This is a genomic window from Salinivibrio sp. AR640, assembly GCF_001995405.1.
In the GTDB taxonomy this organism is placed as follows: Bacteria; Pseudomonadota; Gammaproteobacteria; order Enterobacterales; family Vibrionaceae; genus Salinivibrio; species Salinivibrio costicola.
The window spans coordinates 1-21,819 of the sequence record NZ_MUFD01000009.1 but is presented as its reverse complement, the minus strand read 5'-3'; the positions used below and the strand labels follow the sequence as shown (position 1 = coordinate 21,819).

At 45.8% G+C, this 21,819-nt stretch carries 30 protein-coding genes and 1 pseudogene; 9 read left to right on the top strand and 22 right to left on the bottom strand.

What is annotated here, in order from left to right:
- Positions 1-9: 9 nt before the first annotated feature.
- The 8 genes from BZG75_RS06585 (at position 10) to BZG75_RS06550 (ending at position 4,889) form a co-directional block, all read left to right on the top strand.
- On the top strand, positions 10-852 hold the full coding sequence (locus tag BZG75_RS06585) for a universal stress protein (RefSeq protein ID WP_077576522.1): 843 nt from the start codon (positions 10-12) through the stop codon (positions 850-852).
- A gap of 274 nt (positions 853-1,126) precedes the next feature.
- Positions 1,127-1,351 carry a nitrate/nitrite transporter NrtS gene (gene nrtS / locus BZG75_RS15385; RefSeq protein WP_077576521.1) on the top strand — a complete coding sequence of 75 codons (225 nt, stop codon included), beginning with the start codon at positions 1,127-1,129 and terminating at the stop codon, positions 1,349-1,351.
- Positions 1,348-1,965, top strand: coding sequence for a sigma-70 family RNA polymerase sigma factor (locus BZG75_RS06575; RefSeq protein WP_077576520.1), 618 nt, complete (start codon positions 1,348-1,350; stop codon positions 1,963-1,965). Before nrtS ends, BZG75_RS06575 begins: the two co-directional genes overlap by 4 nt.
- A complete protein-coding gene (locus BZG75_RS06570; RefSeq protein ID WP_199878854.1) occupies positions 1,962-2,165 on the top strand; it encodes a zf-HC2 domain-containing protein in 204 nt (67 codons plus the stop codon). The genes BZG75_RS06575 and BZG75_RS06570 overlap by 4 nt, the downstream gene beginning before the upstream one ends.
- A 303-nt stretch (positions 2,166-2,468) precedes the next feature.
- Entirely contained in the window at positions 2,469-2,768 is a 300-nt protein-coding gene (locus BZG75_RS06565; RefSeq protein ID WP_108742892.1) for a BufA1 family periplasmic bufferin-type metallophore, read from the top strand.
- Positions 2,769-2,775: 7 nt separating this feature from the next.
- On the top strand, positions 2,776-3,633 hold the full coding sequence (gene bufB / locus BZG75_RS06560; RefSeq protein WP_077576518.1) for an MNIO family bufferin maturase: 858 nt from the start codon (positions 2,776-2,778) through the stop codon (positions 3,631-3,633).
- On the top strand, positions 3,630-4,394 hold the full coding sequence (locus BZG75_RS06555; protein ID WP_077576517.1) for an HvfC/BufC N-terminal domain-containing protein: 765 nt from the start codon (positions 3,630-3,632) through the stop codon (positions 4,392-4,394). Before bufB ends, BZG75_RS06555 begins: the two co-directional genes overlap by 4 nt.
- Positions 4,395-4,397: 3 nt before the next feature.
- Positions 4,398-4,889: a DoxX family protein gene (locus BZG75_RS06550; protein ID WP_077576516.1), complete on the top strand. Its 492-nt coding sequence runs from the start codon at positions 4,398-4,400 to the stop codon at positions 4,887-4,889.
- A gap of 165 nt (positions 4,890-5,054) precedes the next feature.
- Here BZG75_RS06550 and BZG75_RS06545 read toward each other — a convergent pair whose 3' ends face one another.
- The 13 genes and pseudogenes from BZG75_RS06545 to BZG75_RS15540 form a co-directional block, all read right to left on the bottom strand.
- Entirely contained in the window at positions 5,055-5,477 is a 423-nt protein-coding gene (locus tag BZG75_RS06545; protein WP_077576515.1) for a GNAT family N-acetyltransferase, read from the bottom strand.
- 89 nt (positions 5,478-5,566) lie between these two features.
- On the bottom strand, positions 5,567-6,100 hold the full coding sequence (locus BZG75_RS06540) for a nucleotidyltransferase family protein (RefSeq protein ID WP_242413584.1): 534 nt from the start codon (positions 6,098-6,100) through the stop codon (positions 5,567-5,569).
- Positions 6,101-6,202: 102 nt separating this feature from the next.
- Complete coding sequence (locus BZG75_RS06535) at positions 6,203-6,595, bottom strand: hypothetical protein (RefSeq protein ID WP_077461264.1); 393 nt, start codon at positions 6,593-6,595, stop codon at positions 6,203-6,205.
- Positions 6,596-6,820: a membrane protein insertion efficiency factor YidD gene (yidD, locus tag BZG75_RS06530; protein WP_077461263.1), complete on the bottom strand. Its 225-nt coding sequence runs from the start codon at positions 6,818-6,820 to the stop codon at positions 6,596-6,598.
- Entirely contained in the window at positions 6,820-7,035 is a 216-nt protein-coding gene (locus BZG75_RS06525) for a DUF4177 domain-containing protein (protein ID WP_021022754.1), read from the bottom strand. Before BZG75_RS06525 ends, yidD begins: the two co-directional genes overlap by 1 nt.
- 57 nt (positions 7,036-7,092) lie before the next feature.
- Positions 7,093-7,638 (bottom strand): ribosomal protein S5-alanine N-acetyltransferase, encoded by a 546-nt coding sequence (gene rimJ, locus BZG75_RS06520; RefSeq protein WP_242413583.1) that lies wholly within the window; start codon positions 7,636-7,638, stop codon positions 7,093-7,095.
- An 84-nt stretch (positions 7,639-7,722) separates the two neighbouring features.
- Positions 7,723-9,801: a M13 family metallopeptidase gene (locus BZG75_RS06515; protein ID WP_077576512.1), complete on the bottom strand. Its 2,079-nt coding sequence runs from the start codon at positions 9,799-9,801 to the stop codon at positions 7,723-7,725.
- 38 nt (positions 9,802-9,839) lie between these two features.
- The gene (locus BZG75_RS06510; RefSeq protein WP_077576511.1) at positions 9,840-10,397 is read right to left on the bottom strand and encodes a GNAT family N-acetyltransferase; all 558 of its coding nucleotides are present in this window, start codon (positions 10,395-10,397) and stop codon (positions 9,840-9,842) included.
- Positions 10,398-10,466: 69 nt separating this feature from the next.
- Positions 10,467-11,045: a DJ-1/PfpI family protein gene (locus BZG75_RS06505; protein WP_077576510.1), complete on the bottom strand. Its 579-nt coding sequence runs from the start codon at positions 11,043-11,045 to the stop codon at positions 10,467-10,469.
- Positions 11,046-11,081: 36 nt separating this feature from the next.
- Positions 11,082-11,579 carry a peptide deformylase gene (gene def / locus BZG75_RS06500; RefSeq protein ID WP_077576509.1) on the bottom strand — a complete coding sequence of 166 codons (498 nt, stop codon included), beginning with the start codon at positions 11,577-11,579 and terminating at the stop codon, positions 11,082-11,084.
- Between the two features lie 21 nt (positions 11,580-11,600).
- Positions 11,601-12,365 carry an N-acetyltransferase gene (locus tag BZG75_RS06495; protein ID WP_077576508.1) on the bottom strand — a complete coding sequence of 255 codons (765 nt, stop codon included), beginning with the start codon at positions 12,363-12,365 and terminating at the stop codon, positions 11,601-11,603.
- Between the two features lie 93 nt (positions 12,366-12,458).
- Positions 12,459-13,664: an MFS transporter gene (locus BZG75_RS06490; protein WP_077576507.1), complete on the bottom strand. Its 1,206-nt coding sequence runs from the start codon at positions 13,662-13,664 to the stop codon at positions 12,459-12,461.
- Between the two features lie 88 nt (positions 13,665-13,752).
- A pseudogene (locus BZG75_RS15540) lies at positions 13,753-13,851 on the bottom strand (cytidine deaminase); the annotation flags it as partial.
- A 115-nt stretch (positions 13,852-13,966) separates the two neighbouring features.
- Here BZG75_RS15540 and BZG75_RS06480 point away from each other — a divergent pair.
- On the top strand, positions 13,967-14,350 hold the full coding sequence (locus BZG75_RS06480; RefSeq protein WP_077576506.1) for a hypothetical protein: 384 nt from the start codon (positions 13,967-13,969) through the stop codon (positions 14,348-14,350).
- 105 nt (positions 14,351-14,455) lie between these two features.
- On the opposite strand, the gene yegD is transcribed toward BZG75_RS06480, so the two are convergent.
- From yegD to BZG75_RS06435, 9 genes are all read right to left on the bottom strand, one after another.
- Positions 14,456-15,808, bottom strand: coding sequence for a molecular chaperone (gene yegD, locus BZG75_RS06475; RefSeq protein ID WP_077576505.1), 1,353 nt, complete (start codon positions 15,806-15,808; stop codon positions 14,456-14,458).
- A gap of 175 nt (positions 15,809-15,983) precedes the next feature.
- On the bottom strand, positions 15,984-16,202 hold the full coding sequence (locus BZG75_RS06470; protein ID WP_077576504.1) for a DUF6500 family protein: 219 nt from the start codon (positions 16,200-16,202) through the stop codon (positions 15,984-15,986).
- A gap of 18 nt (positions 16,203-16,220) precedes the next feature.
- A complete protein-coding gene (locus BZG75_RS06465; protein ID WP_242413582.1) occupies positions 16,221-16,631 on the bottom strand; it encodes a methylated-DNA--[protein]-cysteine S-methyltransferase in 411 nt (136 codons plus the stop codon).
- Between the two features lie 204 nt (positions 16,632-16,835).
- Positions 16,836-17,369, bottom strand: coding sequence for a GNAT family N-acetyltransferase (locus tag BZG75_RS06460; RefSeq protein ID WP_077576502.1), 534 nt, complete (start codon positions 17,367-17,369; stop codon positions 16,836-16,838).
- Between the two features lie 242 nt (positions 17,370-17,611).
- Positions 17,612-18,037 carry a hypothetical protein gene (locus tag BZG75_RS06455; RefSeq protein ID WP_077576501.1) on the bottom strand — a complete coding sequence of 142 codons (426 nt, stop codon included), beginning with the start codon at positions 18,035-18,037 and terminating at the stop codon, positions 17,612-17,614.
- Positions 18,038-18,114: 77 nt separating this feature from the next.
- Complete coding sequence (locus BZG75_RS06450) at positions 18,115-18,540, bottom strand: NUDIX hydrolase (RefSeq protein ID WP_077576500.1); 426 nt, start codon at positions 18,538-18,540, stop codon at positions 18,115-18,117.
- A 45-nt stretch (positions 18,541-18,585) separates the two neighbouring features.
- Positions 18,586-19,785, bottom strand: a complete 1,200-nt coding sequence (locus tag BZG75_RS06445) for a hypothetical protein (RefSeq protein ID WP_077576499.1) — start codon at positions 19,783-19,785, stop codon at positions 18,586-18,588.
- A 154-nt stretch (positions 19,786-19,939) separates the two neighbouring features.
- Complete coding sequence (locus tag BZG75_RS06440) at positions 19,940-20,944, bottom strand: PIN domain-containing protein (protein ID WP_077576498.1); 1,005 nt, start codon at positions 20,942-20,944, stop codon at positions 19,940-19,942.
- A gap of 125 nt (positions 20,945-21,069) precedes the next feature.
- A partial coding sequence (locus BZG75_RS06435) for a hypothetical protein (RefSeq protein WP_077576554.1) occupies positions 21,070-21,819 on the bottom strand: 750 nt, incomplete at its 5' end.

The window sequence follows — 21,819 nt, the reverse complement described above, 5'->3', positions numbered from 1 at the left end:
GAGCGCACGATGAATAAAATTATTGCTTGTATTGATGGTGCGTCGTACACCCAATCGGTGACAGATCTCAGCGTTTGGGCGGCTTCACGCCTGTCTGCACCGCTGACCTTTTTACATGTGTTGGAAAAACCCGCGAGTAGCGATTCTGAGTTATCAGGCAGTATTGGTTTAGGCAGTCGCGATCAGCTCATGAGTGAGCTGGTCGAGCTGGATGAAAAGCGTGCCAAACTGGCCTTGCAACATGGTAAGGCCCTATTGCATGAGTGCGAAGAAGTGGCGCTATCAAAGGGGCTGACCGAGGTCACGCGCTTGCAACAACATGGTCACCTGCTTGAATCTTTGCTAGCGCTTGAGTCGACCATGCGGGTGCTGGTGATTGGCCGGTCCGGTGATTTGCACCAGAACGATGCCAAAGCGATTGGATCGCAACTCGAAAGCGTCGTCCGCCGTATTCACAATCATATTTTGATTGCCACCGGGGATGTCACTCCACCCGATAGTTACCTTCTCGCGTTTGATGGCAGTGAGGTCAGTGAAAAGCTGGTGGAGAAAGCGCTGAACACGCCCCTTCTCAAGGGCATGACCTGTCATTTGGTGATGGTGGATAACGACGCACATTCAGAGGCGTTTGAACGTGCAGCCCAACGTTTAACCGCCCAAGGTGTCGATGTTGTTCAAGCACGTTTATCGGGTGAGCCCGCTCAGGCTCTGTTGGCGTATCAAGCGCAACAAAATGTGGGCTTAATCACCATGGGCGCTTACGGTCATACCAAGCTGCGTCAGCTGTTTGTGGGTAGCACCACCACACGCATTGTGATTGATTCGCCCGTCCCTCTGTTATTGATTCGATAGCGGTTATTTATATCTCTAGGCGGAGTGCTGCTCCGCCGCTTTACCCCTTCTATATCCCCTAATCCGCAAGACGATTAAAGGTCATACCGCAACGACATTGTCTGGCGGTGTAGCCTTCTGTGACGGCATTCAAAACGCGATCTTGCTTTTGTGCGCATAAGTCTGATCACGATTTTCTTGGCGTGGTGTCATCCATTGAGCACCAACAGTTATTAAATCTTGATTTTTTCAACTAGAGTCGAAGTAGACCGCTATATAAAAGTAGAGAAAATCGATGATAAAAATCATATCCGTCGCGCTTCGATGGCCGATTATACAAACAGCGCTTAAAGTGGCTTTTGTGGTTGGAACGATACTCAATGTTATCAATCAAGGCCATGCTCTATTGGGCGAGAGTCCGATTGCATGGGGGCAAGTGTTACTCAATTATCTGGTTCCTTATTGCGTCTCTTCATACAGCGCAGCCAAGATAGAAATGCGCGAGGATACCCGATCATGAGTACCGTTCTGAACATGCACTCTCTATCGGATATCAGTGATGAAGTATTTAAAGATCCGCAGTTTATTAGCAATCTAAGAAAAGAGATGCTTAAGTTTGCTCAGCTTCAATTAAGAGACGATGCTAAAGCGGAAGATGCGGTGCAAGACGCATTATTGGCGGCCTACCGGAGTATCGAAAAGTTTAGTCGTCAATCCGCGTTTAAAACATGGGTTTTCGCTATTTTAAAGAATAAAATCATAGATATACTGCGAAAAGGTCAGAGGGAAATCAGTGTAAGCCAACCTGTCAGTGATGAATCAGATGCATTCGATGAAGTGCTGTTCACTCAGCGCGGATATTGGCATACTGATGAGCGCCCAGAGCGATGGTCGACACCAATGGAGTCAGTAAAAGATGAGCAGTTCTGGCTGGTCTTTGAAACGTGTTTATATGCATTACCTGAAAACTTAGCGCGCGTTTTTATGATGAGAGAATTTGTCGAGCTAGAGAGTGATGAAATATGTCAAAATTTGGCGATCACCACGAGTAACTTGCACGTTTTAATGTATCGAGCACGACTAAGATTGCGAGAATGTTTAGAAAATAAATGGTTTCGAGGAGCACGGCAATGATGATGAACTGCCAACAAGCCACTCGCTTACTGTCTGACGCTTTGGATCGTGATCTGACAATAAAAGAAAAAGCAGCGCTCACTGTTCATACATCGATGTGTTCGGGGTGCCGTCATTTTGGTAAGCAAATGGGCACAATCCGACAAATCAGTAAGCAGTTTGTCAATGGCGATAGTCCCGACAACAATCAAGACTCATAACCTCCCAACCTCCCGCCGCCAGTGCCCAGTTATCATTAGTCACATAATGTTTTGCCATATCTTATTCGTGACGCACGTATGAAAAACCATACAAATTATCTTATCTCTTCTACAGTAAACAATGATTACCAAAAAATAATTTCAAAAGATGTGTAAGAAACGGATAGGTATACACGACAAATCAATAGAGACAAGGAAACAGTCGCACGCTGTGGTGAGATGATGACCATCACATTGCGCACTCTCTGTCTCTATCTATCTTATTGATTCAATGAAAATCGTTAAAGACAATGGAGAGATATGATGAACAAAGCCATAGTTTCAGCGTCACTAGTCACTGCTCTGAGTACCGCATTAGTCATGGCGGCAGCGCCTGCTGAGGCGTCGGGAATGAAAGACAAAGAAAAATGCTACGGCGTTGCCTTAAAGGGACAAAATGATTGCAAAGCCGGGCCAGGAACCTCATGTGCCGGTACATCAGTCAGAGATTATCAAGGCAATGCCTGGTCACTGGTGCCTAAAGGGACCTGTGAACAAACAGCTTCGAAAACGTCGCCAACAGGGTTTGGTCAGCTGGAATCCTTCGAAGAAAAGAACGCGTGATCACACGATGACTGCGACAACGCTCTCCCGCCTTCCTCTGTCTGTCGGGGTTGGTTTGAAACCTGAACATGTTCAAACCATCCTCGATACTCAGCCTGATATTGGCTTTTTTGAAATCCATGCTGAGAACTATATGGTGGCTGGCGGGCCATTTCATCATCATCTCGAACAGATCTGCGCCCACTACCCGCTTTCGATTCACGGTGTGGGATTATCGATTGGCGGAGAAGACTCGTTGGATGACGCGCATCTAGAGAGGCTGTCTACCTTAATTGAGCGCTATCAGCCAGCCGTTTTTTCTGAACACCTTGCTTGGTCTTCTCATCAAGGTACGTTTTTAAACGACTTACTGCCTGCCCCCTATCATCAAAAAACACTATCACGGGTTTGTGACCATATTGATCGTGTTCAAGAAAAGCTAGGTTGCAGAATGTTACTCGAAAACCCCGCCACCTATGTGGCGTTTTCTGACTCCACATTGGCTGAGGAAGACTTTATCGGCGACATTATCAAGCGCACAGGCTGTGGTTTACTGCTTGATGTCAATAATGCCTACATCTCTTGTGTGAACCACGGACACGACATAGCTTCGTATCTTCAAGCGTTACCCTTGCATGCAGTCGGGGAGATCCATCTTGCCGGTCATGCCGCGGATGTGGACTCGATAGGTGCCACGCTTTTAATTGATAGCCATGACGCTCCTATTAGCCAAGACGTGTGGCATTGGTACCGTTTTGTGATTGAACGCATCGGACCCACGCCGACCTTGATCGAGCGTGATAATAACATACCGCCATTTTCCGTCTTAGCGGCGGAAGCGAAACACGCACAATCTATGATGATGCAGACGCGGGAGAAGGCATGAGTATAGATCGACAAGCCCAGTGGATGACTGATCTTTTCTCCTCAATGCCCTCGTGTCCAGAAGGATTAACGACATGGAATGGATCCGATCCCATACAGCGTTTTGCCGTCTATCGAAACAATGTCATTGTTTCCTTAACGGATGCGCTTGCGGATAGCTTTCCAGTGGTTCAAGCGTTAGTTGGCGATGATTTTTTCTTTGCAATGGCTCGCGAGTTTATTCGCACACATCCGCCAAGATCGCCTGTTTTAGTGTGGTATGGTGCTGAACTTCCTGATTTTATCTATACGTTTCCGCCCGCGTCTAGTCTGCCCTATCTCGCTGACGTGGCACGGTTAGAGTGGATGAGAGTGGCGGCATGGCATGCCGCAGATGCTACCCCTATGGCACAGGAAGCGCTAGCAGCATGGCTTGCCAATGGTGATGCATTAGCGCAAACAACGATTGAACTACATCCTTCTTTATCGACTTTTCGCTCTCAGTATCCAGTCGCTTCTCTTTGGGCCGCGCATCAACATGAGACCGTCAATCTCTCTCACATTGATCTTGCGGTATCGGAAGCGGTTGTATTAATCAGACAAAATATGCGCGTAGACATGACACGCTTTGATCACCACACAGTTCGATTTATCTCACTGCTCAAAGAAGGGTTGTCCTTTGCTGATGCCGTGCAGCGGGCCGGTGAGCTTGAACTTTCTGACACCTTAGCGTGGCTGCTAAAAAATGAATGTATTGTCAATGTGCGACCTATGAGAGAGTGACTTATGTTAGTAACCCTTGTTAGATGGATTCAATCATCCATCACCTTATTTACATGCATACCCAATACACTCATCGCGTTACTCGCGCGTTTTTCTATTGCGGCTATTTTTTGGAAATCAGGCCAAACGAAAATAGAAGGACTGTCGATTGACCTTATTGCTGGTGAGTTTGAATTAGGGTGGCCGCGTTATTCTGATTCATTGCTTGCTCTATTCCGCTATGAATATCAATTGCCACTCATTCCACCGGAGATCGCCGCCCCCATGGCCGCTTTTGCCGAGCATTTATTTCCACTGCTTATTTTAATGGGGTTTGCTACGCGGTTTTCTGCATTGGCGTTACTTGGAATGACAGCGGTTATACAGGTATTTGTCTACCCAGATGCGTACGCGACACATGGTGTATGGGCGGCCGTTTTGCTTTTTTTAATTGCGCATGGGCCAGGGCGCGTTTCCGTTGATCACCTTTTGAAACGGTGGTTTGTTGCGAGGTAAAGCATGCGTATAAAGTTTTCGTACTTAGCCTTGCGAGCGTAGAAATCACCTGTAGTGGGCACTTACTAGGCCTGCTTCATTGAATCAGCTATTATTTCTCTACTACTGACATAACGAACAAGACAAACGTGGCCGTTAAGCTTCGTTAAGCTTCGTTAAGCTTCGTTAAGCTTCGTTAAGCACTTTGGTCATAAAGTGCAGTGCATGATCAACAGGATAGTCCGCCAATGTCATTTGGCACTGATAACCCTGCTTTTCATAGAAGGGCTTGGCTTGAAAGCTGAAGGTATCGACAAACGCCATTTTACAGCCTATGTCCTTGGCATATTCTTCCAGATTATCTAATAGATGGCTGCCGACATGACGGTGGCGAAAAGCATCATCGACCCAAAGGTATTTAATCAATAGCCATTGGCCCCAGGTATTGGCAACAATGCCACCGATGCGCTCATCATTGTCATTATAGGCGTAGCCGGCAAGCGTGCCCTCAGGGAGACCTGCCAAGAAGGGGGCGTTGCTTTGTTTTAGCCCCTGACGGATAGCGGTAATATCGTCATCACTCGGGCTTGCGTCCATGCGGTATTTCATTGTCGTCCATTTACTTACCAATCAGAAGATTGGGATAGTATGCCCTTTGTGTTTTCGCCAATCTGTGCCAAGGCGCACTCTATTTGGCTTTACTCTTCATCAATCGGCTTGGCAGCGACTGAGCACTGAGTGGTCACGGTCAGTTTAGGCCAATGGGTTAACCATTGTTTTTCTTCAATACGCTGCTGAAAAACCGCCCATGGCCTTGCCGGGTTATGGCTCAGCTTCAACTCGAACAGCGACTGAACCCCAAACGCGGCAATGATCTCACAGCGCTGATTCATATCGAGACGGACCGCAATGGCCGTTTCTTTTTCAGGCCAAAATCGCATGGCGTCCAGGGTGCCAGCATACGCGGGGTCTTGGTGCTTTTCGTGCATCCGTGCTTGGTTACGGACTTGCCAGGTAATCTCTGGCATGGTTTTTTGTAGTAACCCTTGAAGATATTGCTCACGCTCACGACTGGTATCGCTCGGATCATAGTAGATCACATCGATATCATTCAGCGCACTTGGCGGATATTTATGCATCGCATCCCAGACAAGGTTTCTCACAAACCCGGCGGCGATATAGCACTGAGGTAAATTGAGAGACTGAACACATCGTAATGCTCGCATCCTCATAGGATCTGCTTCAATTAAATCAATTAAGGCGCGACGATATGTCTTCTGACATAAAAAGAATTGATGCTGGTGGCGTTTACGGATCCGACGGCGCTTCATGGATTAATCACCGTGGCGGACGTGTTCATAAATTGAGCGTGATACATGGTAGTTGTACTGCCTGGCAATTTTCTGGGCCAAAAAAAGCTGTGGTAATTCAAATAGCACTAAACCAACCAAAATCAAAGCGAAATATGGCTGGCTCATCACTAAGCCAATAATGGCGATTACCAATAACGTACATTCTACGATAAACAACCGGTACTTTCGCAAGTAAAGATGATGGAATCCGCCTAAGAAAGCCCAATTGAGTACCGCATAGGTGTCTGGATCTTTCAGTTGTCTGGTTTGCTCGGCAAAATAGCGTTTTTTCTGGCTTGGGGTTAAGCCATTCACTTGATCACGCAGCAAGGCTTCCTGTGTTTCCAGCTCTTGCCATGGTTGCGTTATCCGCATCTAAGGCACCTCATCGTGAATTATTTCTACTGCATCGGGATCATTACAACGACGAATGCGCGCTAAGCCGAGTTGCCAGCCGCGAAGTGCGCCGTACTTTTCGATCGCTTGGCGCGTGTACTCCGAGCAGCTCGGCTCGAAATTACACGCAATATTGAACCGTTTCTTTGATCCACCTTTAGCTTGGTAACGATGGATCAACGTAAGCGACAAATACTTGAGCATTAGCGACCTAGGGTGACAATCACTGCCTCACGCTGCCAAAACAGCATGTATCTTTTCTTTTCAATGACTTGAAAAACAACCTGCCAGCCATCTTGCGCGTATTGATTGAGTTCGGCTTCGAGGCGTTGCAACGGCAAGCCACTTGAGCCCAGCAATAAGGTGCCGCAACCACCTTCAACAATATGAACGACTTTGTACTCGGTAAACTTGCTCATTTTTTCTCCTGACAGTTAAATGGATAAAACGGAATGTCCGACTGGCGATTCCACGACTCACTCTTCCATTGCAGGATTGAGTTTGGCGGTGAGGACATGATCTTGCCAGCGGCCATTGATTTTTAGGTAACGGCGAGCATAGCCTTCGCGCTCAAACCCCAGCTTGGTAAGTAGCCGCTCACTGCGCGTGTTGTCCGGAATATAGTTGGCCATCACACGGTGCAACCCAACCTGATCAAATACAAAACGGATGCTTGCTTGGATGGCTTCGTGCATGTAGCCCTGCCCTTGATAATGCTTGTCAGCGGCATAACCTAACAGGCACGCTTTAAAGGCGCCGTGAATGACATTAGTAAAATTGCACACCCCTATCACATCGTCCCGTTCATGATGCAAAATCACAAACTTGAAGGCTTGTTGCTGTTGAAACAAATCGTTCGCTTCTTGCAGCGCGCTATGCCAATAGTCTTCGCGATAAAATGCGGCAGGACGTATGGGCTCCCATGGGGAAAGGTGAGCACGATTTCGTTGATAAAACTGCGCCATCATGTCGGCTTTTTCTGGGGGAAGTAAAACCAGTCTCGTCCTTGGCGTGCTTAGCACTTGGAGCCTCCTTGCATCGGTTCGCGCGACGGACAGTACCAACATCTATCGCAAAAAATGCCGCCCTTGCGGCGGCATCAGAGATTACCAGATATTCACCCGCTGATCTTCGGGTAAATACATGCCATCACCTTCCTTAATATCAAAGGCTTCATAGAATGCAGGGACATTGCGCGGCGCACCGAGCACGCGATATTGCGGTGGCGCATGCGGACCCAGCGACACGCGCTCACGCAGGGCATCTTCACGCATCTTCATTTTCCAAATCTGCCCCCAGCTGAGGAAGAATCGCTGCTCGCCGGTATACCCGTCCATCACTGGAGACGATTCACCCTGCAACGATTTTTGATAGGCGCGGAAGGCGGTGGTCAAGCCGACTAAATCACCAATGTTCTCACCCAAAGACACTTTGCCGTCAATGAACAAGTCCGGCAATGGCTCAAACTGGCTAAATTGCTCGGCCAGCTTTTGGGTGCGTGCATCGAAGCGCGCCCGGTCCTCATCCGTCCACCAATTGGATAGGTTGCCATCGCCATCATAACGCGAGCCCTGATCATCAAAACCGTGTCCCATTTCATGACCAATCACTGCACCGATACCGCCATAGTTCACGGCGTCATCCGCATTCATATCAAAAAATGGTGGTTGTAAGATCCCGGCGGGGAACACAATCTCGTTGGCAGTTGGGCTGTAATAAGCGTTGACCGTTTGCGGGGTCATGCCCCACTCTTTGCGATCAACCGGCGCACCAATCCGCGACAGCATATCTTGATAGCCCCAGCGTGCGGCACGTTTGCTGTTACCAATCAAGTCATCGGCGTTGATGGTCAGCGCGCTGTAATCTTCCCATTGCTCTGGATAGCCGATTTTAGGCGTGAATTTACTCAGCTTATCCAATGCTTTCGCTTTGGTTTCATCGCTCATCCACGCTAATGATTCAATCGAGTCTTTAAACGCGGCACGCAGGTTATCAATCATGGTTTCCATACGTGCTTTGGCTTGCGGAGGGAAGTAGCGGGCGACATATTCTTGGCCAAGCGCTTCACCCAATACCCCTTCGGTGGCTTGCACGCCGCGCTTCCAGCGGTCACGCTGCTCAGGAATACCGTTAAGGGTTTTGGAATAGAACGCAAATTGACGTTCAACCAACTCATGATTTAGACGCGGTGCAAACGCATTGAGCGTACGGATGGTTAGATAATCTTGCCACGCTTGCAGACTGGTTTGCTCAAACACCTGCCCTAGCGCCTCAAAATAAGACGGCATACGCACCACAACCTCATCGGCTTTGTCGATACCCGCGCGTTTGGCAAAGCGTGCATAATCAAACCCGCCCATCAACTGGTTGAGCGCCTCAATGGGCATTTTGTTATAGGTTGCTTGCGCGTCACGGCGTTTAGCGCGTGTCCAATGGTGTTCTGCCAGTGTTTTTTCCAGCTGATAAATCCGATCCGCGCGTTGCGTGGCCTGATCGTAGCCCGCTAAGCGCAGCATATCTTCGAGATAACTTTTATACGCGGTGCGGATACGCTCAGCGTCCTCGGTGTCTCGGAAATAATAGTCTCTATCGGGCAGGCCCAAACCACTTTGGCTCAGATACAGGGCGTTATAGTCAGGATTTTTCGCATCGGCCCACGCATAAAAACTAAACGGGATCCCAACCCCAACTTGTCGCAAATCGGCCATCGCATAAATCAACGCAGGCTTCGAGGAAATCGCCGCAATACGATCAAGCTCAGGTTTGATTGGCGTGACCCCTAGGGCATCAATTTTATCTTGGTCCATATAGCTAAGATAAAAATCACGCAGCTTTTGCTCGTTGGAGCCAGGCTTGAGATCATCACGCGCCACCAGCTCATCAATGATGCCTTTCAGACGCTTTTCATTCTCTTCGGCTAAGATACGGAACGCACCATAGCTGGACATATCACTGGGGATTTGGGTTTGGTCGTACCAAGTACCGTTCACGTGACGGAACAAGTCATCTTGTGGACGAACCGAACGATCAAAATCTTGCAGATGCAGCCCAGACGCTCGCTGCTCCTGAACCTGTGCAGCGTCAGTCGCCTGAACCGTGGTTGAGGAAACGCTGAGCCCCATACCGAGTACAACACTCAGTGCGACACGCGTCAGTAACAGACGTTTTTTCGGTGTTTTTATCATTTTCCTTTCCTATATGACTCAGTCACTTTCCTTGTTTACTATCGTAATGGTGTCCTCACGTCTAAATCGCGATAGAGCACCAAACAGTGGTAGTCTCGTCCTTCATCTTGCTCGGGTTCAAAATGGGTAATACGACAAAACCCTTGCTGATACCAGAATCGAAACGCGCGAATGTTTTCGGCGTAAACATTCACACCCATACGTCGATAGTCCCCATAATCTTGCACGGTTTCAATCACGCTCGCAACCGCTTCGCTGCCATAGCCATGCTTTTGATATCTTGGAGAAATAGTGAGCATGGGCAGCCAAACACTCTGTGCATCCGGCGCATTGAGCGAGATTTGTAAGTAGCCGATATCTTTACCGTCATGGGTTTGAATGCGACGAAGATAAAAGGCGTCTTCCACATCAGGCGCCTTTTTCTCCGCACTGTCGGCAATCAATGATTGATAGGTGGATAACGACCAAGGCTTAAACGTGGGATCTTGATATTGCAGATGCTGATTTTGCTCAAACAGTGCTTTAACGCGCTTTGCATCACTGTACTCAAACGCACTAAAACATAGGCGTTCAGACCGCCATGTTGCTGGGAACATGTTCAATTCCTATTTTATCAGCGCATACATTGATTGATATCGCGCTTAACGACCTAACCTCACAGCATATTACGCGTTTCGCTGCCAGTGGTAATCCATTTGCTTGGCAACGCGCAAAGCGAGAGCTTCACTGTGCAGATCATCCACCAGCTGCAAACTCATATCAATACCCGCAGATATGCCCGCGGAGGTAAGATATTTTCCATCTCTCACCCAGCGCTTTTCTGATACCACGCTTAATGGCGGATAAGCACGGCTGAGGTCGTCCATATCTTCCCAATGTGTGATCACTTTTCGACCATCGAGTAACCCAGCCTCTGCCAGTATGAACGCCCCCGTACAGACAGAGGCCGTACATTGAGTGATCGCATCTTGTTGCTTCACCCAATCGATCACCGACGGGTTGGTGACTTGCTCATGGTGAACGCCGCCGACAACCAGCAGCACATCCAGTGTGGGATGGTTGGCGAGATGATAATCCGGCACGATACGCAAACCGCCGCGCGCGAGCAAAGGTGAGTCTTGTTCAGCAATCAGTCCAACCTGCCAACTGTCCGCGCCCAAACGTTTTGCGGTGCTAAACACCTCAAAGGGGCCAGCAAAATCAAGCACCTCTGCGTGCTCATACACATAAATACCAATATTCATCGTTTGTTCTTACATCCATGTAAGTTTAAGATTCTACTAAGCGCTCTGTTTTAAGTACTTCTTCACCTTTTTTAAGGCCATTTGTCGTTTTAATGGCGAGAGATAATCGATAAAAAGGTTTCCAGATAAGTGGTCGATTTCATGCTGCATAACAATGGCAAGAAAATCATCGCGCTCTATCGTGATCGATTGACCATTGCGATCAAGGGCCGACACCACAACAGACGAGTATCGCTCGACATCTGCATAATAGCCGGGCACGGATAAACAACCCTCCTGCCCCATGGCTTTGTCAACGCCAGATACAACCACCGGATTAATGAGCACTAAAGGGTCATCCCGGCGTTCAGAAATGTCGATGACGACAATCGCCTCTTTACGACCCACTTGCGTGGCAGCCAATCCAATACCGTTGTCAGTGGCATACAACGTCTCAAGCATATCATCAATCAACGTCTGTACGGCGGTAATATCCGTGACTGGCTCTGCTTTTATGGCCAGCCTTGGATCTGGCGCGGTAATGATTTCTAACATACGGGCTATCTATTTCACAGGTTAAGGGTGAGGAGGAATAAACTTATCAAAGCGGCTCTCCATACAGGCACTGATATCGGTGGTGATAAACTCCCCCTGATAATACAAACTGAAAATGGTGGCCGGTGAAGGACATGCTTGTGCTTGGCTCAATGTCTCTAAATGATGCACTTCAAGCGGGATGCCACGCTGCGCACAGCTCTGCTGTAGCGAATTCAGCACATGGTATTCCGCATAAGGACAACGATGGGAGTAATACACCACACACCCTTCGGTTGATACATTGGCGGTATGGACCGATGTCCGAAATTGCGGTATTTCAGCTGCATCATTCAGCGGATAATACAACAGCACAAAGCCATTAGGGGCCTCATCCGCCACGTTGAAGCCTTGGCCTTTTAACCATTTTGTATCGCTCATAAAGTGGTATTTCTTTTTACCGACCACGGCGACTAGGCCTTGCTTATTTTGCTGTTTAGCCGCTTCAATGGCGTCAGCTAACAGTTGCTTGCCGTGTCCATGTCCTTTGTATTTCCCAGAGACCCAAAAGCAACCCAATGCCAGATAACCATCCGCTTGTATGGGCTGCCAAGCTGTCTCTGCTGGGCCATATTCGATAAAGACTTTAGCGCGTTCATCTAAACGGCGAAAACGATATCCATGCTGATACTCCTGCTTTAGCCATTGCTTTTTCGCCTGATAGCTGGCCTGGCACTTTTTATCCGAGAACGCGCAGCAGATATGCGCATCATCCAAGGATGCTGGGGTTAAGGTTAAGTAGGCCATATTCACCTCCACACAGGTGTATTGATGGTATACCTTTTAACCTACCTTAACCGCATGGATGATGACTCCGCCTTGGTCACAAAGCCATCAATCTTATGAGGACGTCGCTGCGAGGCGTGTTTTCTTGCGCATCGACAATAAAAACATACCAATGCTGGCACACATAGCCATAGCGATAACAAGCGACCAAGTCACCGAATAACCGAACGTGTCGATGACATAGCCAATCAATACAAAGCTTGGCATCAGCAATAAGCTACGCAACGTGATCAATACCCCTTGAATACGACCGCGATGACTCGCCGGTGAGTTGTTGGCAAGATACACGCCTTCTTTGGTCAGGACCAACACCTCGCCAGCGGAAAGGAAGAACCACGCTAAAAAGTGAACGGGAATCGTAGGTGCCAACATCACAAGACCATAACCCAACACAAACAAAAGCCCTGCATAGGCCAACCCTATCGTCTCAGTATGTCCAGACGTCGCGCGGAGCAATAGTGGCGTTATGATCACCACCAACACGCACGCATACGTCATCAGTTGACCAAAACGCACGGGCCCTTCTTGGCCAAATAAATGACTCAGATAAAGCGGGCTAGCCATCGTCATTTGATTCAATGCAAACCAAAGCATGCCACAAAACAAAGTGAACACAATGAGATAAGGACGTGATTTAAGCACCGACCACACACTGCCTTCTACCGCGCGCTCAAGGTCAGACTCAGACTCGGGGACGGCTTGCTCGGTCACATTGACCAAAAAGGCAACCACAAGAATACCCACCAAGACGGCAAGCCCGTTACCAAAGAAAATCCACTCAGTGTGCTGCCAAAACAAATAGCCCGCTAAGATGGGGCCAATCGCTGAACCCAAGTTATAGGCAAGGTAACTAAGCGACATCACCGCATCGCGATTGCCTGCGTGAGATAAATCGGCCACCAATGCATTACTGGCCGGCAACGCCACACCAATAAAAAAGTACGCGGCGAATAATAACGCCGGCACCATCACCGGGGCATCGGGTGCAAACCCGCACACCAGCAGCAAGATAGCGCCGACACCTTCCCCCGCCACCATAGTGTTTTTATGGCCTATCCAGTCAGAAAGCTTGCCACCAATAAAACTCCCCAGCAGGTACAAGCCAGTAATACTCATCGCCAATGTACCCGCCAGCGACGCGGAGTAGCCGAGCTTATCGGTAAACAAAAGCACGAGGAAAGGAATAATAAAGTTGCCCATCCCGAGGATCATGCGGGCCAGTGCAACGTAGTAAATATTGCGGTGCAATCCTTTATACATCGCCACCGCAGAAATAATCTTGTTGATTGTCGTAATCGTTAAACGTCCGTGTTAAAAAATCAGCACATAATGTACATGATTGATAAATTTATAAAAACTCGTTATTCACTAACGACCAATGGTGCGGCATGAGCTCGCGCACAGTTTTAAAAACTAGCTGGTTGTCTGGCGTAGAAATCGCGGCTTTTGCGCAATTATTGTGCCCCAAAAGGGGTAAATACGTGGCTCACGCTTTTCTGTTTTTCGAAAAAATAAAGTCCTTAATATGGTGGCTACGTTTCGACCTCTTCAGAGACACTTCGATGGATGATAACGCTCGGCAATTGCTTGACCACCTATGCCTCGGCTATGACCAATTGGCCCAACGTCACCAGATGCGCGCTTTTCCAGAGCTCTCCACCGCGATCAAGCACCCACTCGGCTATTGTCTGGTTCACTGTCCGATCGGTAGTCAGCGATTATCGATTGTTTCGCTACAATTTGCTCCCGGCGTTCGCGGCCAAGGGGTGCTGACGGCGTTTATCGACTACATTCAAGCGCATCCGCATCACTATCGCGGCATTGAAGTCGCCACCATTCAAAATCAAAGCTTAGCGAAACGGCTACTGGCTCTGGGTTGGCGATATAAATCTGCCCTAACCAAGCTATTTCGCGCCAACACCCCCACCTTGGTGCATGATTTCTAATCAAAATACGGAAGTTTTCGCTAAGTAGGGTTCCTATTATTGACAACTTTTTTTCTTTCGCAAGGTATTACAAGTAAGCGTCAAACCCAGTTCGTCAAGCGACGGTTACTTAAAGCAGACTTCCGCCCAACGCGCTAAGCCCGCGGTGACTGAGCCAAAGTAGTCGCCACTCACTACAGGAATGTTCGGCAGCTCTGCTTGTACAGCCTCCCGTAAGAAGGGCGAGCGCGCCGAGCCACCTGTCATAAAAATCACGTCAGGCTTTACATCGGCCTGCGCGACCACATCGTGCACTAAGGCGATCATCTTACGTTTGGGCGCCTCAATCGCATCAATCATGTTATCGCGCGTTACATCAACGTCCACGCGCTCGGAGAACAGTTGAATGCCCGCTCGATAAGCCGCTTGATCCGACAACGCAATCTTTGCCTCTTCCGCACGACGGACAATGTTGTGACCCAACGACTCGTGATATACCTCAAGCAAACGGGCCAGTTTATGTGGCTCTTGCGCTTGCTTGTGCAGCCCTTTGAGCACCGCCAAGTTTTCAAACGCATAGAAATCGTTTTGCGCTTGTACGTTGTTAATCGCGATGGGGTTGGAAAACTGCGTAATCGGCATCTCAATGCCAGATTCCATCTTACTGCCCATCCCAAACGGGAACATCATTTGTTTGAATGCCAACGCAATATCTAGGTCATTGCCGCCAATACGCTGACCTTTGTGCGCTAACAAACTTGCACTACGATCGCTACTACCGCGCCATGATGGCCCCATCTCAATCAATGAACAGTCTGTGGTGCCCCCACCGATATCGACCACAAGAACGATTTGGTCTTCGCTCAGTGTCGCTTCATAGTCCAGGCCGGCAGCGACTGGCTCAAACTGAAATTCAACCTGTTTAAAGCCCGCCCGCTTAGCCGCATTGAGCAAAATACCCTCGGCTTGGCGGTTTGCCGTCTCGCCTCCACGGCCTTGAAAGTTGATCGGCCGACCGATCACCGTATCATGAATACTCTGTTGAGTTTGGTGTTCGGCTTGCGTTTTGATGTTATCCATCATTGCGCATACGAGGTCTTCAAAAAAGCGAAGCTGAGCATCACGCAAACCTGACGCACCAAGGAAAGATTTAGGCGATTTCACGTAGTACATATCGCGCGGATCATCGAGATAGCGGTCGAGCGCCGCTTGACCAAACGCCATGTCCTCCGCCTCAAGTTCAATGCTTTCCTCTCGGTTTACATGAATGGCGCGGCGCAACATCTGCTCGCCAATCGCATCTAGCGGCTTGATGCCCCGATGACGAAACAAATACTCAGACACTGATTCGCGCGTAGGTGCGGCAAGGGAGGAAGGAATAAACGTGCTGTCCCCTTCTAGACGTAACAGCGTCGGCTGACCGTTTTCAATCTTCGCCACCGAACAATTGGCTGTACCATAGTCAAAGCCGATATACATAAATGCCTCTCACCGCAGAAAAAGTCGGCAATGCTACCTCAACCGTGGCGGGATTTCTAACATCCGTGTTCCTAAGCCAATCTGACTATCTGGGCCCGTGCCCCGCTATCCATTGTCATCTTGGTGAACCTGAATTACACCTTGTCGGCAAAATAGGCCATGACTTTTGCAGTCGTCATAAATTATTTTCCACCATCTCTTTGATGGTTCTTGCCTTAACAAAATGATCTAACTGATGGGTCTGTATCCACCAGGTTGCAGCTTCCATCAACTGCTCGGGATCGTCATTTTTGTTTTTGAAGAACGCATAAAATGACACACCGACATTCTCACCTTTCGCTTTGATTTTTTGCTCACATACCGCTAGGATTTTCGCTCTCAGTTCCGCTCTCATACGCGCCCACTTCTATCCTTAAATGAATAAGTTCTGTTCTAATTCTAAAAGGCGCTTTTTCAGTGACAGACCGCCACCATAGCCAATAAGCTCCCCTTGGGTGCCGATAACCCTATGGCAAGGAATAATAATCGCCAACGCATTTGCCCCGTTGGCATTGCCAACCGCACGTACTGCGGCTTCATTACCAATCGATACTGCCAACTCTTGATACGTCACCCTGTCACCGTATTGAATGTTGCTTAATGCATTCCATACCGACCGTTGAAAATCGGTACCCGCCAAAAGTAAAGGAAGGTCGAAAGTTTTTCGCTCACCCAAAAAATATTCCTCGAGTTGAGCTTGAGTAGCCACTAAAACATCATCGCTCTTTTCTACAAAATCAGCGTTAAGAATCCGTTTAATGCGCTCATCAACAGCACTTCTCATCTTGCGATATCGGAAGTCACACAAGCAAAGCTTACCTTGATACGAACCAAGGATAAATTCGGCATAAGGATGTTTATAATACTGGATATTTATTGTGTTCTCTTGTGAATGATTTATCCATTGAATACGTAAGAATAAACAATATCCTACTTTTGATAACCTCTGCTCCGTGTCCAGTAAAACAGTTCAAGTCCAGAATTACTCTTAAATTGATTGCCAGTTGCGTTCTAGCCACTCTGAACGCAGCATCCCATATTTAACTGAATCGTAGTACTTGCCCTCGTAGTAACGCACTTTTCGCAATCTAGCTTCTTGTTGAAAGCCTAATTTCAATGCTAGCGACATCATGCGAGGGTTACCCGACCAAGTTGTCATACCAACACGCTCAATTTCTCTAGTGTTAAATAAGTGTGAAACCCAGAGAGGAATTGCTCGTGCTGCGACATCCTTCCCCCAATATGCAGAATCGTAAATGATGATACCAGCTTCAAGCCAGCGAGTTTCTTCACACTCCCAGTAACAATTTACTGTCCCAAGAGGTACATCATCCACAGTGATTACCTGTAAGTCTGAACCATTCAATAATCTTTGAAATGAAGATTTCTCAAACTGTTCTAGTGATGGATGTGAGTAAGGACAGTAAGGGCCATTAAACTTCGTCCATTCATTATTTGAAATAACCAAAGAATGGAGAGATTCCAGTTCGTCATCCTTGGCTGGTCTTATATCTACTTTCATATGTTTTTTAATACTTCGCGATTCTTTGTAGAAAAATAACACGGAGCACACCGAGGCATTTCTCTCTGTTCGATCATTACTCCTCACTTTATAATTATTAGCTCATCTGCGGCCACTGCGTAGCACTGGACAACAGCTGCTTTTTTAATAAAGCAACGGGCTTGTTCAACACCCAAATAAAGTGTCGGCTGCGCGACACTTATTCTTATTTGTTAGCTGTTTTCTCTATATATTATGAAACATCAATCAGTTGAAACAACTCTCTGATATATTTTGGTGAGAACGTGAAACACAATTCCTGCAAAAATTCCAATTACAGCAGCCTTAATACTACCAAACCACAAAATTAAACCTGAATAACCTTGTGTAAGACCCAACCCATCCTTTTGTAAAACATCAATAAGCATTAAGCCATTCCAAAAGACGTACAGCAACGCGATAGAAAGATATACCCCAATTGCTATTTTTCCAATCACTGCGTGACTTATTTTAACCGAAGTTCTACAAATGATGACCAAAAAAGTAAAAGCTATGAATAATGGGATTGATAGAGCAACTGACACGATCAATGAATCAAGGTACCCGTCATCTCCATGCTGAAAAGTTATAAATATCGCTGACATTGAAAATATCAATATTATCAATGCTACCCAAATTATTTTGCTCATCGGATATCCTTTCCTTTAAGTTGAGTTTCATCATCACAAGACAGCTAACGCCAAATTATGCGATTTTTTAACGTGACCTAAAGCCTTTCGTTAAGCTCCCACAAAGCTACCCTATTTGAGTCAAATTTCAATAACTCGCTGGCTTCTTGAAAACTGCACCAGCGATATTCACTATGCTCTAGCGATAATATTGGAGAATCAGAGACTTGAACCGAGAAAGAATATTCAGGAACTACATAGGAATGATTAGACCAACTTTCATGACCTTTGTAATACACTTTTGGAAGCATGCACATCGCGTCTAGTTTTTGCCAGTTAAAACCTGTTAATTGAGCTTCTTCAGCAAGTTCACGATTTGCAGCTTCAAGCCATGACTCATTATCCTCTCCACCTCCAGAGAATGCCTGCCAAATACCACTATCACTTCGACGCGCAATGAGAAATTTAGGCTTACAATCAACGATTTGACACGGAAATATCAATACCTGAAACGGTGCTCTCATTGTTAATTTTCTCCAATCGCATAACGCCAAATTATATGGTAATGGCTAACATGCGTTAAAGGGGGGCTCTGTGCTATAAAAATATGCCATTGCTATTTTTAACCCCATCCAACCTTCATATGTAAACATTTCTTGAGGTGCATTTAAAGGAGAAGCTATATATTCATACATAGGATTGCTTTTATTAATATCACCTATATTAATAAACTCCCAACTCTCTTCAGCCATTTTCATTTCAGATTTAATAGTTTCAATATCTAAGAGTGTTTCCGCAATAAAAAATAATTGAGGTTTTCCACCTCGAACAAGCTCTCTGGTAAAAGCCAGCGGGATAAGGTCATATTGTTCTGGTTTCAACCCTATCTCACTTTCTATTTCTTTCTCCATACCTTGGCTGAAAAAATCAAATGATAGTGTATTCTTAATATTCTCAGACTCATTCCATGCAAAAACACCGGATGCAGAACAATGGAATTTACCCGCACCTTCAACCATTATTGCTTGTTCATTTCCTCTAATAGGTATCAGTACTTCTTTTGTCTTTGGGTTAACGACAATAGCTGCCACACCCAAAGTATTTGCAAGTATTGATGACATTAGTGGAGGAAGTAATCCATTATGAGCTTTTTCGTAATTATTTCTAATCGTTAATGATTCATCTTCTCCTAATACCCCTGAAGCCCAATCTAAAGTTAAGTTAGTAGCTATTTGGTCAAAATAATTTGCGGGTTGAATATAAACCTTATTTTCAGTTAGATCTAATTTAGTGACACGAATTGAGTAATCATTTTGCCACTTACCTGACTTTTCATTAAACCTAATTTTATTTAAATCTTTAAATAGATCTACTGCCTTTTTTGAGTGCTCGATCAAGTAATCTGGAGGTGTGTATTTAGCATCTATAAAAATCACCTCTAACTCATCGACATCTTTCCCATAAGAAAACCCCTTATTTCCTTTCTTAAGAGGCACAGTTTCTGCGTATGGTGAACGACTGAATTTATACTCTTTTTCTAATTCATATTGATTATAAAATTGAATTAATTTTTCTGTCTTAGATTCAACAAAAGAAGTTTTTGAATCTTGGGTATTAACGCCAATTCTTGTTCGCTTTATTTTCCCTTTCTCACTCAAGGGAATATTTGCAGCAAAGCCACCTACGATTGGTACACTTAATTGAATAGTAGGATTTTCTTCTTTATAACGCTCCCAAAATCTTTTTAAACTTCCGATCACTACTTTCATTGAAACTCCTTGATATTAGAATCCGTATAACGCCCCAATCACGCGCCCAAATTGTTGGGTGCTTTTTGGTGATACACTGACGCGAAGCGGCAATCACCAAAAGCCGCGCGACGATTTGGGTCGCCTTTAATTGGTTTGTTAACTCTACGCTAGGTTAGGTGTCTAACATATCCCATTCGTCGCCAAGAACCCAACGTAAGGCTGATAATTTGCCATTGATCATACCCCATTCAAAGTCTGACCACGGACCGGTGTCTTCATACTTACTTTCAACTTTTTGCGCAGATTTAATTGCACCCTCTAGGATATGTTCATGTATGACAGCACTTCCGTACCGTTCGGTACCCTCCGGCACAACTTCAATTTCACCATGTTCGATCTGCCACATCCTATTCTGGTGTCTGTTGTACCAAACTTTATCCACCAACTCGTCCATTACATCAAGAATTTCTCGTAAGCCACGAGTTTCTTCAGTGTAATCGTACTCAAACTCGATATCAGCCAACACATCCTCATCAATGATGTTCAAAGCTGATGCAAGATTATTGAAATAATAGACATTTTCACGATTAAAAATATCGTCGAAGTCTTCATGTGGGTTTCGATGATCTTTGGCAGAAAAGTCATTGTGATTGTGAGTGATAAAGAAGCAGCTATTAGTAGCATCAACATCAAGCGAAAACTCATAAAATTGCTCGATAATAACAGCGTCTGCAACCGAGTTTTTACTGATATGAAATGGAGCTTTTTTATCTAAGCCACGTTGAACCGCTGCAACTTTTGAACGCTCACTAATATTAATTAGCTCCGCAGACTGGATAAGTTTTTCGACTCTGTTGATTGTGCTGTAATTGGCATCTGTTAATAAAGGCAATCGTGCATTTATGTCATTTAGCACTTCGAGCGTTTGCTCTTGGTTTGCGCTAGCAAACTCACTTACGACAGCTTTTACTTGTTTAAACTCTTGAGACAATCGTCTTGCCGTCTTGTTTGCAACATCTTCTTTATTTCTCTCGTATTCTTCTGCAACCAAGTCTGTAACAACCAGTTTCACCACATCGGTTTCGACTAGCTCTTCCAAAGCTGAAACCAAAGCAAGATCTTGCTTTTTCGTTGAAATATCAAGAAATACGCAAGTATCAAGAAATATATAATTCATATAACCTCAAATGATGAACTTTTTAGTAGAGTTAACGCTAAGAACAGTTGCAAAATATTTGGCACTATATTTTGCGAAGCAAAATTCGTGACATTTATTTTGTCAATTGCTTCGCCTTGTTAACTTTATGATTGAATAGTACCAATGTAATTCTTTGCTCCAGAAAAATAATATGAAATATTTCTCTTGCCGAAGAAGTTATGCCAATGTTTTTTAATTTGCTCTTGCCTTTCTGGGTCAGAGCAAAAATCAACCACTTCAATTTCTGCATTCTTTCTTGTCATCCGTGATAATAGCTGGCGCAATTCGAAATCTGCACTAGGTAATGAATAACCGATAAAAACCAACTTTGATGCTTCTGATAATTCTATGCCTGCGTTTTGCCAAATAATTCTATACTGAGGATTAGATAAATCTTTAATAAAAGTCGGCATAATCAAATTGGATATTAATACGTGCTTTTCAGCATCCTCTTCAAAGTTACTATCACAATGGCGACAAGATTCTGGATTTTCAAAATTTCGCATAGTATCTTTTATTAAGAATCTTGCATACAACCTCGCGCATCGAGGACATTGCAACCAGTTGAGAGAACCATGTAATTTTAGCAATTTAACATTAAATCCACCCTGACCAAGTTTTTCTAATCCTGGCTTTACAGTTGTATCGCTTTCATCCTTCGAACTGATATAACAACAATAATCTACAACAGCATCATAGGTAGGGTTACCTTGAATTGTGTTATAAATAGAGTTATCTAACAAAATATCCCAATTAGTACTTATAACACTTACAGGATCTTTTCGATGATAATTTGTTCCAGCTCTCACCGATGATAATTTTGTAATATATCGAGCAAAGCCATCAATATATTC

Bases quoted from the DNA above. Each gene is read 5' to 3' on its own strand.
- BZG75_RS06540 (WP_242413584.1), bottom strand. From the start codon at position 6,100: ATGAGGATGCGAGCATTACGATGTGTTCAGTCTCTCAATTTACCTCAG.
- BZG75_RS06450 (WP_077576500.1), bottom strand. From the start codon at position 18,540: ATGAGAGCACCGTTTCAGGTATTGATATTTCCGTGTCAAATCGTTGAT.
- BZG75_RS06570 (WP_199878854.1), top strand. From the start codon at position 1,962: ATGATGATGAACTGCCAACAAGCCACTCGCTTACTGTCTGACGCTTTG.
- BZG75_RS06565 (WP_108742892.1), top strand. From the start codon at position 2,469: ATGAACAAAGCCATAGTTTCAGCGTCACTAGTCACTGCTCTGAGTACC.
- BZG75_RS06470 (WP_077576504.1), bottom strand. From the start codon at position 16,202: ATGAGAGCGGAACTGAGAGCGAAAATCCTAGCGGTATGTGAGCAAAAA.
- BZG75_RS06545 (WP_077576515.1), bottom strand. From the start codon at position 5,477: ATGAAATACCGCATGGACGCAAGCCCGAGTGATGACGATATTACCGCT.
- def (WP_077576509.1), bottom strand. From the start codon at position 11,579: ATGTTAGAAATCATTACCGCGCCAGATCCAAGGCTGGCCATAAAAGCA.
- yegD (WP_077576505.1), bottom strand. From the start codon at position 15,808: ATGTATATCGGCTTTGACTATGGTACAGCCAATTGTTCGGTGGCGAAG.
- BZG75_RS06535 (WP_077461264.1), bottom strand. From the start codon at position 6,595: ATGCGGATAACGCAACCATGGCAAGAGCTGGAAACACAGGAAGCCTTG.
- BZG75_RS06525 (WP_021022754.1), bottom strand. From the start codon at position 7,035: ATGAGCAAGTTTACCGAGTACAAAGTCGTTCATATTGTTGAAGGTGGT.
- yidD (WP_077461263.1), bottom strand. From the start codon at position 6,820: ATGCTCAAGTATTTGTCGCTTACGTTGATCCATCGTTACCAAGCTAAA.
- bufB (WP_077576518.1), top strand. From the start codon at position 2,776: ATGACTGCGACAACGCTCTCCCGCCTTCCTCTGTCTGTCGGGGTTGGT.
- BZG75_RS06585 (WP_077576522.1), top strand. From the start codon at position 10: ATGAATAAAATTATTGCTTGTATTGATGGTGCGTCGTACACCCAATCG.
- BZG75_RS06465 (WP_242413582.1), bottom strand. From the start codon at position 16,631: ATGAGAAGTGCTGTTGATGAGCGCATTAAACGGATTCTTAACGCTGAT.
- BZG75_RS06490 (WP_077576507.1), bottom strand. From the start codon at position 13,664: ATGTATAAAGGATTGCACCGCAATATTTACTACGTTGCACTGGCCCGC.
- BZG75_RS06455 (WP_077576501.1), bottom strand. From the start codon at position 18,037: ATGAGCAAAATAATTTGGGTAGCATTGATAATATTGATATTTTCAATG.
- BZG75_RS06515 (WP_077576512.1), bottom strand. From the start codon at position 9,801: ATGATAAAAACACCGAAAAAACGTCTGTTACTGACGCGTGTCGCACTG.
- nrtS (WP_077576521.1), top strand. From the start codon at position 1,127: ATGATAAAAATCATATCCGTCGCGCTTCGATGGCCGATTATACAAACA.
- BZG75_RS06550 (WP_077576516.1), top strand. From the start codon at position 4,398: ATGTTAGTAACCCTTGTTAGATGGATTCAATCATCCATCACCTTATTT.
- BZG75_RS06480 (WP_077576506.1), top strand. From the start codon at position 13,967: ATGGATGATAACGCTCGGCAATTGCTTGACCACCTATGCCTCGGCTAT.
- BZG75_RS06445 (WP_077576499.1), bottom strand. From the start codon at position 19,785: ATGAAAGTAGTGATCGGAAGTTTAAAAAGATTTTGGGAGCGTTATAAA.
- BZG75_RS06440 (WP_077576498.1), bottom strand. From the start codon at position 20,944: ATGAATTATATATTTCTTGATACTTGCGTATTTCTTGATATTTCAACG.
- BZG75_RS06575 (WP_077576520.1), top strand. From the start codon at position 1,348: ATGAGTACCGTTCTGAACATGCACTCTCTATCGGATATCAGTGATGAA.
- BZG75_RS06505 (WP_077576510.1), bottom strand. From the start codon at position 11,045: ATGAATATTGGTATTTATGTGTATGAGCACGCAGAGGTGCTTGATTTT.
- BZG75_RS06460 (WP_077576502.1), bottom strand. From the start codon at position 17,369: ATGAAAGTAGATATAAGACCAGCCAAGGATGACGAACTGGAATCTCTC.
- BZG75_RS06510 (WP_077576511.1), bottom strand. From the start codon at position 10,397: ATGTTCCCAGCAACATGGCGGTCTGAACGCCTATGTTTTAGTGCGTTT.
- BZG75_RS06555 (WP_077576517.1), top strand. From the start codon at position 3,630: ATGAGTATAGATCGACAAGCCCAGTGGATGACTGATCTTTTCTCCTCA.
- BZG75_RS06495 (WP_077576508.1), bottom strand. From the start codon at position 12,365: ATGGCCTACTTAACCTTAACCCCAGCATCCTTGGATGATGCGCATATC.